This is a genomic window from Castellaniella sp., from assembly GCF_034675905.1.
In the GTDB taxonomy this organism is placed as follows: Bacteria; Pseudomonadota; Gammaproteobacteria; order Burkholderiales; family Burkholderiaceae_B; genus Castellaniella.
In genome coordinates, this window is sequence record NZ_JAUCCV010000009.1 from 42,577 (window position 1) to 56,010 (window position 13,434).

Here is a 13,434-nt window from a genome sequence, read left to right on the forward strand (position 1 = left end):
CAAACGGCAGATATTTGCCATCTATCCTGCCTGATTTATTGACTGGAGAACGATCCGTGGTCCAAAAAACCTTGAAAATCCTGGTCGTCGATGATTTCCCGACGATGCGCCGGATCATCAAAAACCTGCTGAAAGACCTGGGCTATGAAAATGTCGACGAAGCCGAAGACGGCGCCCAGGGCTTGGAAAAACTGCGTAACGGCGGTTTTGAGTTCGTGGTCTCTGACTGGAACATGCCCAATATGGACGGCCTGACGATGTTGCAGAACGTCCGCGCAGATCCAAACCTGGCGAATCTGCCGGTGTTGATGGTCACCGCCGAAGCCAAAAAAGAAAACATCATTGCGGCCGCCCAGGCCGGAGCCAGCGGTTATGTGGTCAAGCCCTTTACAGCGGCCACGCTCGAAGAAAAGCTGAACAAAATCTTCGAAAAACTCTGAGAGGCGGATCATGGTGGAAGCACAATCTTCGGCGAACAATTCAGGTATTCAGGCGCCTCCGGTTGATCTGATCCACAGGATCGCGCAGCTGACGCGTTCTCTGCGTGAAAACATGCGCGAGCTCGGCCTGGATCAGGCGATCAAGGATGCCGCGCATGCCATCCCCGATGCCCGGGATCGCCTGCATTACGTCGCTCAGATGACCGAACAGGCAGCCAATCGGGTGTTGAACGCTGCAGAGCAGACCCAGCCCTGGCAGGAATCCATGCAAAAGGATGCCAAGGCGCTGGATGTTCGCTGGCAGGACTGGTTCGATCATCCGGTCGAGCTCGATCAGGCCCGTTCTCTGGTAGATGACACGCGTGCTTTCATCAAGGGTGTGCCGGAAAAAACCCAGGCGTCCCAGAACAATCTGATGGACATCATCATGGCCCAGGATTTTCAGGATCTGACCGGGCAGGTCATCATGAAGATGCTGGGCGTGATCGGCGCCATCGAAAGCGAACTGGTGCAGGTGCTGATCGACAATGCGCCGATCGAAAGGCGTGAAGAAACCAAAACCTTGCTCAATGGGCCGGTGGTCAATACCCAGGGCAAAAACGACATCGTGACCAACCAGGACCAGGTCGACGACCTCCTCTCCAGCCTGGGATTCTGACGGACTGCCAACAGTCCCCTGCGGACTGTTGGCAGCCGTCAGAATCGGAGCCGCCTGCAGGCGGCGACGTGGGCCACTGGCGGACAGTCCCTGCGGACAGTCCGCCGCCGGCAGAACCGGAGCCCCTTGCAGGCGGCGACGTGGGGTTTTCCCTCGAGAATGTGACATCGGGGCGGCATGTAAGTTCCGCGTAAGATCTGAAACTCAATATGGGCCAAATTCCTGATCAGGAGCCGGTATTCCATCGGCCCTGAGCCGACACCATCCAGCAACCCTGACAGCCGCTCAATCGGCAGGCTGCTTTGACGGAGACGCGACATGAACCAGAGGCGAACGCGGGTTTTGGGGCTGGGGCGTCTATTACGGCAATTGCGCCGAGGGCGGGCCACCTTGAATGATCGGGCCTGGACCTGCAATCCGCTATCCTGGTCTGTCGGTCCCTTCTTGACCGCCTTGCGCAATCGCTTGGTGGTCATGCGTCAGTCCAGCATCCGCATCGCCATCAATGCTGCCCGTCTGCAGGCCCATACCCAGGCCTGCGAAGCCATGGCCCAAGCCCAGGCCAGCGAGGCCGAAAGTCTGTCTGCGCAAGGCGTGCAGATTGCCGGCCTGTCGCAACAGACCAGTGATACCGTCATGCAGGCCACCCAGGTCTTTCGCACCCAATTGAGCGGGCTGCAGGCTACCCAGAGCCAGCTGGCGGATCTGCAGCAGCGTGTGGCGCGGGTTACCGCTCATATGCAGGCTTTCTCGCAGGTCATCACACAGCTGAGCCGTGGCGCCCGATCAGTCGAGGACACCACCCGCTTGATCAAGGACATCGCCTTGCAGACGCATCTGCTGGCGCTCAATGCAGGGGTGGAAGCCGCGCGGGCGGGGCATGCCGGGCAGGGTTTCGCCGTGGTCGCCACCGAGGTGGGCAAACTGGCCGAACGCGTTAATGCCGCTACCGGCGATATTGTGCTGCATACCGGTGAAATCCTGGGGCTCGTATCCGATTCCGAAAAGCAAAGCCGCACCATCTATACCGACATGCAGGCTTCGGACGGCTTGGTGAGCGACTTTGCAGCACAGTTCGGCGCCTTGGTGCGTGAACTCAGCGCCGTGGGAGTACAACTGGACGGCGTAACCGAACAGGTGGCGCAGGTCAATGACACCAATCAGGCGATGAGTTCCTCCATTGAACTCATCGCCGATCACAGCGCCGTGTTGCGCCAGCGCATGCAGTCCATGCGCGAACAGGTGCATGGTGTGCGCGACCAGACCGAAAGCCTGCAGGAAATGCTGGCGGCCTGGCGCACGGGGGCGACGCCGTTTGACCACCTGGAATCCTGCCTGGGGCGGTTGCGTGATCAGGCGGTGGCGCTGTTGCGCCGGGGGCAGGCCGATGGTCTGGATGTCTTCGATAAAGCCTATCGCCAGATTCCGGGCAGCCAGCCGCCGCGCTATCACGTCGCCTATGACCAAAAGCTGGACCAGGCTTTGCAGCAGATTCTGGATGACATCCTGGGGCATATTCCGCATGGGTCCTACGCCATTCTGATCGATATGAACGGCTATGCCCCGACCCATAATCGTCAGTACTCCCAGCCGCCGACAGGAGATCTCGCCCACGATACGGCGCATTGCCGAGACAAGCGCCTGTTCGACGATCAGATCAGTCAGGGGGCCATCCGCAACCGGGGCGGCGTGCTGTGCCAGACTTATATGCGCGACACGGGCGAAATCATCACCGACGTATCGATTCCGGTGGAACTGAACGGCACGCGCTGGGGGGCGGTGCGTATGGGCCTGGACTATCAGCGTTTCGAGCAGGCCAGCCAGCCCACGCCAGCGCCCGTCGCCGTCGCCCAATTGGCAAGCCCTTGAATTGTCGCGGGTATTGCGCTTTTATCTGCTATTCCCCCAGCTGGCCTGCAGACTACAATCCAGGCTGTTTTAACATCGCCGGATAGTCGCCAGGATGGCCGAGGATAGCGATCTCGAAAAAACCGAACCAGCCTCGCCTCAACGCCTCCAAAAGGCGCGAGACGAAGGCCAGGTCGCGCGTTCGCGGGAACTCGGCACCTTTCTGGCCCTGCTCTGCGGGATCGGGGCGCTCTGGTTTTTGGGCGGTCACCTGTACTACACCCTGGAAGGCGTGTTGCGTAGCGGCCTGTGGTTCGACGCCCGCATCACCAGCGATCCGCAGGTCATGCTCAATGTGGCTGGAATGTCGGCTTGGCAAGGTCTGCTGTTGGTGCTGCCGATTTTCGGGTTGTTGATGGTCGTGGGGATTTTTTCTTCTGTCGCCCTGGGGGGGTTTCTGTTGTCGCCCAAGGCGTTGGAGCCCAAGCTTGAACGCCTCAATCCCCTAAAGGGGATGAAGCGTTTCGTTCAGGCGCAGACCTTCATCGAACTGATCAAGACCCTGGCAAAAGCCGTGTTGATCGGTTTTGTCGCCGTCAAGGTCATCGGGGCGTATCTTCCCGACATGCTGGCTTTGTCGCATATGTCGATCAGCGATGCCCTGGCTCAGGGACTCAGTCTGGTGGCCATGTGCTGTCTGCTGGTCGCGTCGACCCTGATCATTCTGGTGCTGATCGACGTGCCCTGGCAGATTTGGAATCACGCCAAACAGTTGCGCATGTCCCGTGACGATGTCAAGCAGGAACACAAGGACAGCGAAGGCGATCCTCATGTCAAGGGCCGCATTCGCCAGCAGCAACGCAGCATGGCGCGCCGGCGCATGATGACTGCCGTGCCCGATGCCGATGTCATCATCACCAACCCGACCCACTATGCCGTGGCTTTACGCTATAGCGAAGGGCAGGGGGGCGCGCCGGTGCTGGTGGCCAAGGGCGCCGGCCTGATTGCCGCGCAGATCCGTCAGTTAGGGCAGGATCATCATGTGGCGCAACTGGAAGCCCCGCCTTTGGCCCGCGCCCTGTATCATCATGTCGGCCTGGACCAGGAAATCCCGGCCGCCTTGTATTCCGCCGTGGCGGAAGTCCTGGCCTGGGTCTATCAAGTCCGTACCTGGCAGCAGGGCTCGGGTACACTGCCGCAGGTGCCGCAGGCTTTGCCGGTCCCGCCCGAACTCGATCCGCAACATCGCCCTGAACCGGCTCACGCATTCTCCTCATGAACAGTTTCCTGGATTTTCTCAAGACCCAAGGCTTCGGGCATGCCCGCCTGTTAGCCGGGCCGGTGCTGATTCTCATGGTCCTGGCCATGATGATTCTGCCCTTGCCGCCGTTCATCCTGGATCTGCTGTTCACTTTCAATATTTCGCTGTCGGTCATGATCCTGCTGGTGGCCATGTTCACCCGCAAGCCCCTGGATTTCGCCGCCTTTCCTTCGGTGCTGCTGTTTGCGACTTTGTTGCGCCTGTCGCTGAACGTCGCTTCCACCCGCGTCGTGCTGATGAACGGGCACAAAGGCCCGGATGCCGCAGGTCAGGTGATCGAGGCCTTCGGGCACTTTCTGGTGGGGGGCAATTTCGCCGTCGGGATCGTGGTCTTCGTCATTCTGGTGATCATCAACTTCATCGTGATCACCAAGGGCGCCGGACGGATCGCCGAAGTCGGCGCGCGCTTCACCCTGGATGCCATGCCAGGCAAGCAGATGGCGATCGACGCCGACCTGAACGCCGGCCTGATCGGCGAAGATGACGCGCGCAAGCGGCGCGCGGAAGTCAGCCAGGAAGCCGAATTCTACGGCGCCATGGATGGGGCCAGTAAGTTCGTGCGCGGGGACGCCGTCGCCGGCCTGCTGATCATGGTGATCAATGTCATCGGCGGCCTGATCGTCGGTGTCGCCCAGCACGACATGTCGGTGGGGGATGCCGGCACGGTCTACACCTTGCTGACCATCGGTGACGGCCTGGTGGCGCAGATTCCGGCGCTGGTGATTTCCACGGCGGCCGGTGTCGTCGTGTCGCGTGTGGCGACCGATGAAGACGTCGGCCAGCAGATGCTGGGGCAGTTGTTTTCCAACCCCAATGTCATGTTCATCACGGCGGCCATCCTGACCCTGATGGGCTTGATTCCCAATATGCCGCACGTGGCGTTCCTGCTGCTGGCAGCCATTATCGGCGGCAGCGGTTGGGCGATTCTAAAGCGCCAGCAGCGCGATCTGCAGGCGGCGGCCAGCCGTCCCGATCAGGAACACACGGCGGCCGTAGCGGCGGCTGCCGAGGCCAGCTGGGATGATGTTTCGCCAGTCGATCCGCTGGGCCTGGAAGTCGGCTATCGCCTGATTTCGCTGGTCGATCACCAGCAAAGCGGCGAGCTGCTGCATCGCATCCGCAGCTTGCGGAAAAAATTCGCCCAGGAAATGGGCTTCCTGCCGCCTGTGGTGCATATCCGCGACAATCTGGAAATCAAGCCTACCGACTATCGCATCCTGCTGTTCGGTGTGGAAATCGGCAAGGGCATCGCGCAGACCGGCCAGTGGCTGGCGATCAATCCGGGCGGCGTCACCAGTCCGCTGCCGGGTACAGCCACCCAGGATCCAGCCTTCGGTCTGCCCGCCATCTGGATCGATCCTGCCTTGCGCGAACAGGCGCAGATCGCAGGCTATACCGTAGTGGATACGGCGACGGTGGTGGCCACGCACCTGAATCATCTGATGCACCGTTATGGGGCCAAGCTCTTGGGCCGGCAGGAAACCCAGCAATTGCTGGATCATGTCGCCCGCGACGTGCCGAAACTCATCGAAGACCTGGTGCCCAAAACCATTGCGCTGCCGCAACTGCAGAATTTGTTGCGCAGCCTGCTGGACGAAGATGTTCCCATCCGCGATATGCGCACCATCCTGGAGGTCATCACCGACCATGCGCCACGCCTGGCCAGCCTCAACCCTGCCGGCTCCGGCCCCAATCTGGACGAGCTGCTGGCGCAGGTGCGGGTGGGGCTGGGTCGCGCCATCGTGCAGCACTGGTTCTCGGGTGAAGAAGAGCTGCGCGTCATCGGTCTGGATGCCCGTCTGGAACGCGTGCTGATGCAGGCCCTGGGCGCCAACGGGGCGCTGGAACCGGGTCTGGCCGACAATCTGCTGACCGAAACCGAGCGTCTGGTGCAGGATCAGGAAGACCGGGGCGATGCGCCGGTGCTGGTGGTGCCGCCGGTGCTGCGGGCTTCGCTGTCGCGTTTCCTGCGCCATCATCTGCCGCATATGGCTGTGCTGTCCAGCGCCGAAATCCCTGAAGATCGTATGATCAGGGTTACAGCCGTCATCGGCGGGGGTGCTGCTGCGTGAACATCAGTCGTTTCTTTGGCGCCACGAACCGGGAAGCCATGCGCCAGGTGCGCCTGGCGCTGGGGTCCGAGGCGCTCATCATTTCCAATAAACGTGTCAATGGCGGGGTGGAAATTCTCGCCACGGACCAGACCTCCTTGCCCGAAGACGCTCAGGCTGCCGTCGACGAGGCCGCCAGCGGCGCGGTGCAGCAGCCCGTCCGCTCGCCACCGCCGCTTGCCCCTGCCGCACCCGTGTCAGTTGCGCCACCGCCTGCTGCGCCCTCAGGAGATGAACTGGCCGGTGTGATTGGCGAACTGAAAGGTTCTCTGGAAAGCCGCATCGATGAATTGCTATGGGGCAATCAGCTGCGCCGCTCTCCCCAGGCCGTCACGCTGTTCCAGAATTTATTGCGCTTCGGTTTCAGCACCACCTTGTTGCGGGCCATGCTCAAGACCCTGCCTGAATTGTCGGGCGCGCGTTCGGCCCTGCAGTGGGCTCGCAATGAACTGATCACGCATCTGCCCGTGCTGTCTTCCGAAGACGCTTTGTGGCAGCCGGGCCTGGCGCTGGCCCTGGTCGGCCCCACCGGGGTGGGCAAGACCACGACGATCGCCAAACTGGCGGCGCGGTGCGTGCGGCGCAACGGCCCAGGCAGCCTGGTGCTGCTGACGACCGATACGTATCGGATCGGGGCGCATGAACAGCTGAAGATCTACGGCCAGATGATGCGGGTGCCCGTGCATGTCGTGCAAGACATGCACGAACTGCGTCGCATCCTGCAGACCGTGCGCCCGGACCAGACCGTGTTGATCGACAATGTCGGCATCAGCCAGCGGGATCGCTACGTGGCGGATCAGGCCGCGCTGCTGGCCGGCGCCGGCCGTCGGGTGGAACGCCTGCTGGCGTTGAATGCGTCCAGTCATGGCGATACGCTGGATGAGGTCGCCCGTTCCTATGCCCGGGATGGCGGTACGCCTTTGCGCGGCTGCGTCATCACCAAAATCGACGAGGCCGCCTGTTTGGGCGCTTCGTTGGATACGGCGATCCGCTATCGCTTGCCGATCCATTATGTGTCCAATGGGCAGAAGGTCCCCGAAAATCTGCTGTTTCTGACTGCCGCGGAACTGGTTGACCATGCCCTGGTGCCGCTGCAGTCCGCGCGGCCGCAGTTCGCTCCCACCGAGGCAGATCTGGCCGCTTTGCTGTCGATCACGCAGCCGGAACACAGCGCTGAATCGGCCGCCGAGCGTCGCCGCCAGCAGGTGCTGCTGCCGCAGTTGCTGACCCAGTCCGCCCGGGGGGATTCCCTGGGCTTGGGTGAACTGCAGGCAGCGGTGACGCTATTGGACGAAGATCCCGTGTTGTCGGAAGCCTATGATCTATGGCATAGCCGCGCCGCCGGCGATTTGCCCGCTGCGGCCGATGCCATCGATCACCTGCGCCGGGTGGCGCAAACGGATCTGGGGGAATCGACCTCCGCCCTGATCGTGCATGATCGTCAACCGCTTGCCTGGCAGGGGCGCCGTGGCGCCTGGTCGGGCGCCGCCTGGTTCGATGATCGCTGCCGGCCACTGGCGGTTGCCACGCAGCAGGCGGGTCTGGCGGATGGCTGGTATACCCCGCAGGGGGCTTCGTCCGTGGCGCCATCGGCTGCCGATGCGCTGCTGGTTCAGATTCAGCTGGAATCTGCCGACCAGGCGCTTGCGCCTTGGCATGTTTTTGAGGGCGGTAGCCAGGCCATGTTGCGGGCGCTCAGCGCCCAGGGACATTGCTGGATTTCCGCTTGCAGCGCCCGTGCCCGGGTCTACCAGGATGGCGAGGCCTGTGTGGTATCGGCTGCCGCCCAGCGCTTGTTGCTGCAGCCGCTGTCCGCCGATCTCTTTACCCATTTGACGGCGCCTGCAGGTTTGGACAGTGCCTCCTTGGCCTGGTGGGCCGGCGTAGGCGACGCCCAATTGCAGGCACGGGGGGAGTAGTCACCGCTGCCGGTCCGACTCTATTGCGTACGGGCGGTGGACCCTCTGGATGGTCGGGTGCTGCGCATCTGGCATGCCTTGCTCGGAGCTGAGGCGGATATCGACTCGGCCCGAGTGGCTGCCGCTCTGGTGCTGCGTCAGGAATGCCACGCGGCATGGCGTCTGGCTGCCCCTTGGCTAGCCGATGCGCAAGGTCGTGAACCGCTATTGGATCGGGCAGTGTTGGCTGCTCAGATGGGCTTGGCCGCCTGGCGTCTGGTGCAGGATCCTGCTTTGGCCCCGGCTGCCCGTGTCGTCGCCCGTATGCTGGGCGCCGATCAGCTGTCAGCCCGGCAGTCGCCCGCTGGTTTGCTGAAGTTGTATACGCTGAAGGAATTGCTGGCGAACTAGAGGCCGGCCGCTTATTTCTTTGACAGACGCCCGCGGGCGTCGTACAGCTCCTGACCCATCAGACTGCGCAAGGTGTCCAGCGCCTGCTGGTTGTGTTCCATGAAGGTCTTCAGGATCTGGCCATTGCTCTGGTTCAGGGTGCTGGCCTGAGCGACCTGTTCAAACAAACCGTCGAAGGCGGATCGCAAGTCGGGATGCAGAGCGCAGACGGCCTCGATGCCGGCGGCATTGTCGGGCTGTTCCATGTCGGTCAAGATCGTGGTGCGGGCCTGATCCAGTTCGCCCAGCCGGCGCGCGTAATCATTTTTGCGCACAGTCAATGAACCCAGCGCTTCATTGGAAGGCGTTTCCAGCAGCAGGGCGTTTTCGGCTTCCAGGACCTGGATGAAATCGTTCAGCAGTTCGGATTGTGCGTCCACGCACTGCAGCAGCGCGTCGATATGGCTCATGATGGGATGATATTATCGGGGCGGGCGACCAGTGTACTGGATTATTTCAGCAGATCGCGCACACTGGCCAGCAGGCTGTCGGCAATGCGGCCCGCGTCGATTTTCAGTTCGCCCGATGCCAGGGCATCGCGAATCTGCTGGACGCGCGCGGTCTGCACGTCGGCGTCGCTGTTGTTCAGGGCCGCCAGCTGACGAGCCGCCGGGCTGAGATCGACTTCGGATCGGCTGCTGCCCGCGGTGTTGCCAGCAGCATGGCTGCCGCTGTCGGTGCGCGCATTCCCGGACACCCCGTTCAGCAGGGGGTTGGACGATGTGGAATTGATTTTCAAGGCTCGTCTCCGGGAAAGGGCAGGGATCAATTGGTGCATCCCATGTTACGGCAGCAAATCGCAGATCTTTAGGCGTCGTTTGACTGACGCTACATCATAACCTGAACAGTATGAGCATCCAGCACCGTGCCGGTGATGATCTGCCCATTGGGCGTGCGTACCTGGATCTGGGCGCCCGGGCTGCCGGATCCCATCGCCTGGCCCTCGCCGGAGACGACAAAGCCCGCGCCGCGGGCCACGGTGCGTACCTGCTGGCCGCGTGCGATGGAATTGGGATCGCGCAGGGCATTGCCCTCGATCGGCCCGCCGGATCGGATGCGGCGGGTGGTGATCCAGCCCACGACGTGTGCCGGGTCGCTGATCACCCGGCGCAGGCGCAGCAGATCGCCTTCACGGGTGTCCAGATCGTCCTGGCCGATGACTGTCCCCCGGTTCAGGGTGTGGCTGGCGACAAAATAGTGGCCGATGATCTGCACACTGGCCTGCACGTACAGAGTCCAGGGCTGGGGCGCCAGGCAGCGCACCCCGACGGATGTGCGCGGCTGCAGGCCGCCCGATCCGGCCAGAAAGGCATCCAGTTGGCTGCAGGCGGCCTGATTGGTGATTCTGGGGGTGTCCGCCGTGATGGTGGCCGTGCCGGGATAGGACGCCGCACGGTCTTTCAGCAAGGTTTCGACCTGAGTGACGATGGCGGCCGGGTTCTGCAGAGCCGGTGCAGGGTTGCGGGTCTGGGCCAGCGCCACCGCACCGGGCAGTGCGATGATCAGCGCGCAGAGCGCGCGGCGGAAAGGGGGGCGAAGCGATCCTGGCAGGATAGGGCGGATAGGCATGCCAGCATTGTAAAAGAGATGCTTGGCGACATTGCCCGAATAGCCCTTCAATCCCTGCTTTGTTCCAGCCTTTATGGCATTTGCACGGGCCGTACTATGCCAATGTGCGCTAAAACCGCGAATGGTCTGGGATCATTTGGTGCCCGGTGGGTGCGCACTCCACTCACTTGATTGCATTGCATGTCATGATTGATCGAATCGGCAAGGACTTCGAGTTCTATCAGAAAGCCCTGGCCCTGCGTCAGCAGCGACAGGAAATCCTCGCGACCAATATCGCGAACTCCGACACGCCCAACTACAAGGCGCGTGACATCGATTTCAGCGCGACGCTGCGCGAGGCGATGGGCGGTGGCAGCGGCATGCCGCGCCTGCCGGATACATCCCTGACGCTGACATCGTCGCGTCACATCCCCGCCCAAGCGCATAGCAGCGGCCCCGCTCAGGAACTCTACCGCGTACCCCTGCAGCCCAGCCTGGATGGCAATACGGTCGATATGAATGTCGAACGCGTCCAATTTGCCGATAATACGGCCAAATATCAGGCGGATCTGCAGGTGCTCAACGGCCGCATCAAGTCCTTGCTGACCGCCATGCAGCAGTAATCACCGGAATCCAGGGAAACCACGCTCATGTCCACCTTCAGTATTTTCCAGATTGCCGGCTCTGCACTGACCGCCCAGTCCGAACGCATGAACGTCTCGGCCAGCAATATCGCCAATGCCGACAGCGCCGTCGGTCCCGACGGCCAGCCTTACCGTGCGCGCCAGGTGGTTTTCCAGATGACGCCGTCTGCGCAGTCGGCTGCCGTCGGCGGGGTGCGCGTGTCGGCTGTCCAGGAAAGCAATGCGCCGCCCCGCCTGCAGTACGACCCTGAAAACCCGCTGGCCGATGCCCGCGGCTACGTGACGATGCCCAATGTCAACGTCGTGGCTGAAACCGTCAATATGGTGTCGGCATCGCGTTCGTACCAGGCCAATATCGAAGTCATCAACACGGCTAAATCGCTGATGGCTAAAACGTTGACCATCGGTCAATAAGGAATCCGATCATGACAACCGTCAATGATGTCTATGGCTCGAACGCCGCCGGCGCGATGGCCAATGCCCAGACAAAATCCCTGATGGGGGATACGCAGGACCGTTTCCTGACCCTGCTGGTCACCCAGTTGCAGAACCAGGATCCCCTGAATCCCATGGACAATGCGGAAGTCACTTCGCAGATCGCCCAGCTGTCCATGGTCAATGGCATTCAAAGCTTGAACAACACCCTGCTGGCCCTGTCGGGCCAGATGGATATGTCCCAGTCCCTGCAGGCTGCGGGTTTGATCGGTAAAAGCGTCCTGTACCCGGGCGAAAAGATCAAGGTCGGCGAGGATGGCGCCGCCACCACGTTTGGCATTGACCTGATGTCCGAGGCCGCCAAGGTCACGGTCACGATCCGTGATAACGCCGGCAAGGTCGTCTACTCCAAGGAAATGGATGCCCAAAAAGCCGGGGTCTATCCCCTGGAATGGGACGGCAAGGACACGGCAGGTGTTGTCGTGCCTGCGGGCGCCTATGACGTTGCTGTCGAGGCATCCGACGCCAACGGCAAGCCTGTCTCGGCCGAGGCCTTGACCTCCGGCAGCATCAACAGCATCGCTTACACCACCGAAGGCCTGAAGCTTAATCTGGCCATGGGCGGCAAAATTTCTCTGCTCGACATTCGGCAGGTCATGTAGTTTCTTCTGGCGGCGGGCCATCGGGCCGCCACAGTCCAAATTCAACGCATTTCGCAGTACGTACAGAAAAGAGGTCAATCATGGGTTTCGGTCAAGGTCTTAGCGGTCTGAATGCCAGTTCACAAAACCTGGATGTCATCGGCAATAACATCGCCAACTCCGGCACGGTAGGGTTCAAGTCCGGTACAGCTACCTTTGCCGACGTTTATGCCAGCTCTCGCGTCGGGCTGGGCGTACAGGTCGCGTCCATCAATCAGCGCTTCACCACCGGCATCGTATCCACGTCAGGGAACCAGTTTGATATGGCCATCGACGGGGCTAAGGGTTTGTTCGTGGTGACACCAGCCTAACGGCGCCACGCTGTACACGCGCAATGGTCAATTTCTGGCCGACAAAGACCATAAGATCGTCAATGCCCAGGGCCAGCAGCTGATGGGCTACGCGCCGGGCGGTACCAGCCTGATCGGCATGACTGTGCCGGTGGGGAACATCGCGCCCCAGGCGACCAGCACCATCACCAACAAGGTGAATCTGGACGCGAATTCGAACGTTGTGCCACCGACATCTGAAGTGTTAGCCAAGGTCTGTGTTGACATCCGGTGGTGTGGATACAACTTATTATTACCGACCGGTGAGTAACGATTGGTATAGCGATCCGGCGGGTACTCCTGGTCAGTGTGCCAGCCGACGGTTGACCAGTACTACGACAGGAACACCGGCGACGACGGTGACTCTTACTGCGGGTGTCCCTGACGTCACGATTCCTTCGACGGGCAACAATGTGGCCTATGTCCCTGCAGTGGCTGCAATCGCATTCGATCCTAGCAATTCCGACTCGTACTCCAACATGGTCCCGCTGACGGTCTACGACTCGTTGGGAAATTCGCATCGCATCGAGCAGTACTACACCAAGCGTGAGCCAGTGGGTGGCAATAGCGTCTGGGAAGTCAACTACGTCGTCGACGGCGTTCCGCCCGTTCCTCCGGCCAACTACAGCAACGCTCGAATTTGATAGTGCTGGCCGTCTTGCATCTGGTTCGCCGGCGACGATCACCTTCACCCCGGGCGGGACGACCTCGCCGGCTGATCCGGTGTCGATCCCGGTGGCCTATGAGGGTTCCACCCAGTTTGGCGGCAGCTATTCCCAGGACTTCGTCCAGAATGGTTACGCCACCGGCGAATACGCCAGCATGTCCATTGGCTCCAATGGTGAGCTGATCGCCAACTACACCAATGGCGCTAAGCAGACCATGGGTACGCTCGCCCTAGCCGACTTCGCCAACCTGCAAGGCCTGCAGCCCGTAGGCGGCAATGCTTGGGCGGAAACCGCCAACTCCGGCCAACCCATCGTACGGGACGCCGGGCAGCAACGGTTTGGCCGTCATCAAGGGCCAGGCCGTCGAAGAATCCAACGTGGAC

Annotated in this window: 15 protein-coding genes and 1 pseudogene; 13 read left to right on the top strand and 3 right to left on the bottom strand. The window is 61.5% G+C overall.

Going from position 1 to position 13,434, the window contains the following annotated elements:
* Window positions 1-56 precede the first annotated feature (56 nt).
* From cheY to VDP79_RS09015, 7 genes are all read left to right on the top strand, one after another.
* Window positions 57-440 (top strand): chemotaxis response regulator CheY, encoded by a 384-nt coding sequence (gene cheY, locus VDP79_RS08985; RefSeq protein ID WP_323017873.1) that lies wholly within the window; start codon window positions 57-59, stop codon window positions 438-440.
* Window positions 441-450: 10 nt separating this feature from the next.
* Window positions 451-1,098 carry a protein phosphatase CheZ gene (gene cheZ / locus VDP79_RS08990; RefSeq protein WP_323017874.1) on the top strand — a complete coding sequence of 216 codons (648 nt, stop codon included), beginning with the start codon at window positions 451-453 and terminating at the stop codon, window positions 1,096-1,098.
* A 318-nt stretch (window positions 1,099-1,416) separates the two neighbouring features.
* Entirely contained in the window at window positions 1,417-2,967 is a 1,551-nt protein-coding gene (locus VDP79_RS08995; protein ID WP_323017875.1) for a methyl-accepting chemotaxis protein, read from the top strand.
* A gap of 94 nt (window positions 2,968-3,061) precedes the next feature.
* A complete protein-coding gene (gene flhB, locus VDP79_RS09000; RefSeq protein ID WP_323017876.1) occupies window positions 3,062-4,225 on the top strand; it encodes a flagellar biosynthesis protein FlhB in 1,164 nt (387 codons plus the stop codon).
* Window positions 4,222-6,339, top strand: a complete 2,118-nt coding sequence (gene flhA / locus VDP79_RS09005; RefSeq protein ID WP_323017877.1) for a flagellar biosynthesis protein FlhA — start codon at window positions 4,222-4,224, stop codon at window positions 6,337-6,339. The genes flhB and flhA overlap by 4 nt, the downstream gene beginning before the upstream one ends.
* Window positions 6,336-8,297, top strand: coding sequence for a flagellar biosynthesis protein FlhF (gene flhF / locus VDP79_RS09010; RefSeq protein ID WP_323017878.1), 1,962 nt, complete (start codon window positions 6,336-6,338; stop codon window positions 8,295-8,297). The genes flhA and flhF overlap by 4 nt, the downstream gene beginning before the upstream one ends.
* A 36-nt stretch (window positions 8,298-8,333) precedes the next feature.
* Complete coding sequence (locus VDP79_RS09015) at window positions 8,334-8,687, top strand: hypothetical protein (RefSeq protein WP_323017879.1); 354 nt, start codon at window positions 8,334-8,336, stop codon at window positions 8,685-8,687.
* 11 nt (window positions 8,688-8,698) lie between these two features.
* Here VDP79_RS09015 and VDP79_RS09020 read toward each other — a convergent pair whose 3' ends face one another.
* The 3 genes from VDP79_RS09020 to flgA all read right to left on the bottom strand — a co-directional run bounded on the left by VDP79_RS09020 (window position 8,699) and on the right by flgA (window position 10,295).
* Window positions 8,699-9,136 carry a flagellar protein FlgN gene (locus VDP79_RS09020; RefSeq protein ID WP_323017880.1) on the bottom strand — a complete coding sequence of 146 codons (438 nt, stop codon included), beginning with the start codon at window positions 9,134-9,136 and terminating at the stop codon, window positions 8,699-8,701.
* A gap of 41 nt (window positions 9,137-9,177) precedes the next feature.
* A complete protein-coding gene (gene flgM / locus VDP79_RS09025) occupies window positions 9,178-9,465 on the bottom strand; it encodes a flagellar biosynthesis anti-sigma factor FlgM (RefSeq protein WP_323017881.1) in 288 nt (95 codons plus the stop codon).
* 89 nt (window positions 9,466-9,554) lie between these two features.
* Complete coding sequence (gene flgA, locus VDP79_RS09030) at window positions 9,555-10,295, bottom strand: flagellar basal body P-ring formation chaperone FlgA (RefSeq protein WP_323017882.1); 741 nt, start codon at window positions 10,293-10,295, stop codon at window positions 9,555-9,557.
* A 185-nt stretch (window positions 10,296-10,480) separates the two neighbouring features.
* Between flgA and flgB the strand changes: the two genes are divergently transcribed.
* The 6 genes and pseudogenes from flgB to VDP79_RS14940 all read left to right on the top strand — a co-directional run.
* Window positions 10,481-10,897, top strand: coding sequence for a flagellar basal body rod protein FlgB (gene flgB, locus VDP79_RS09035; RefSeq protein ID WP_323017883.1), 417 nt, complete (start codon window positions 10,481-10,483; stop codon window positions 10,895-10,897).
* A gap of 27 nt (window positions 10,898-10,924) precedes the next feature.
* The gene (gene flgC, locus VDP79_RS09040) at window positions 10,925-11,332 is read left to right on the top strand and encodes a flagellar basal body rod protein FlgC (protein WP_323017884.1); all 408 of its coding nucleotides are present in this window, start codon (window positions 10,925-10,927) and stop codon (window positions 11,330-11,332) included.
* Window positions 11,333-11,343: 11 nt separating this feature from the next.
* Window positions 11,344-12,015, top strand: a complete 672-nt coding sequence (locus VDP79_RS09045) for a flagellar hook capping FlgD N-terminal domain-containing protein (protein WP_323017885.1) — start codon at window positions 11,344-11,346, stop codon at window positions 12,013-12,015.
* A gap of 80 nt (window positions 12,016-12,095) precedes the next feature.
* Window positions 12,096-12,365, top strand: a complete 270-nt coding sequence (locus VDP79_RS14930) for a flagellar hook-basal body complex protein (protein WP_416233087.1) — start codon at window positions 12,096-12,098, stop codon at window positions 12,363-12,365.
* Window positions 12,366-12,399: 34 nt separating this feature from the next.
* Window positions 12,400-12,654, top strand: a complete 255-nt coding sequence (locus VDP79_RS14935) for a hypothetical protein (RefSeq protein ID WP_416233093.1) — start codon at window positions 12,400-12,402, stop codon at window positions 12,652-12,654.
* Window positions 12,655-12,862: 208 nt separating this feature from the next.
* A pseudogene (locus tag VDP79_RS14940) lies at window positions 12,863-13,343 on the top strand (flagellar hook-basal body complex protein); the annotation flags it as partial.
* Between the last annotated feature and the right edge of the window lie 91 nt (window positions 13,344-13,434).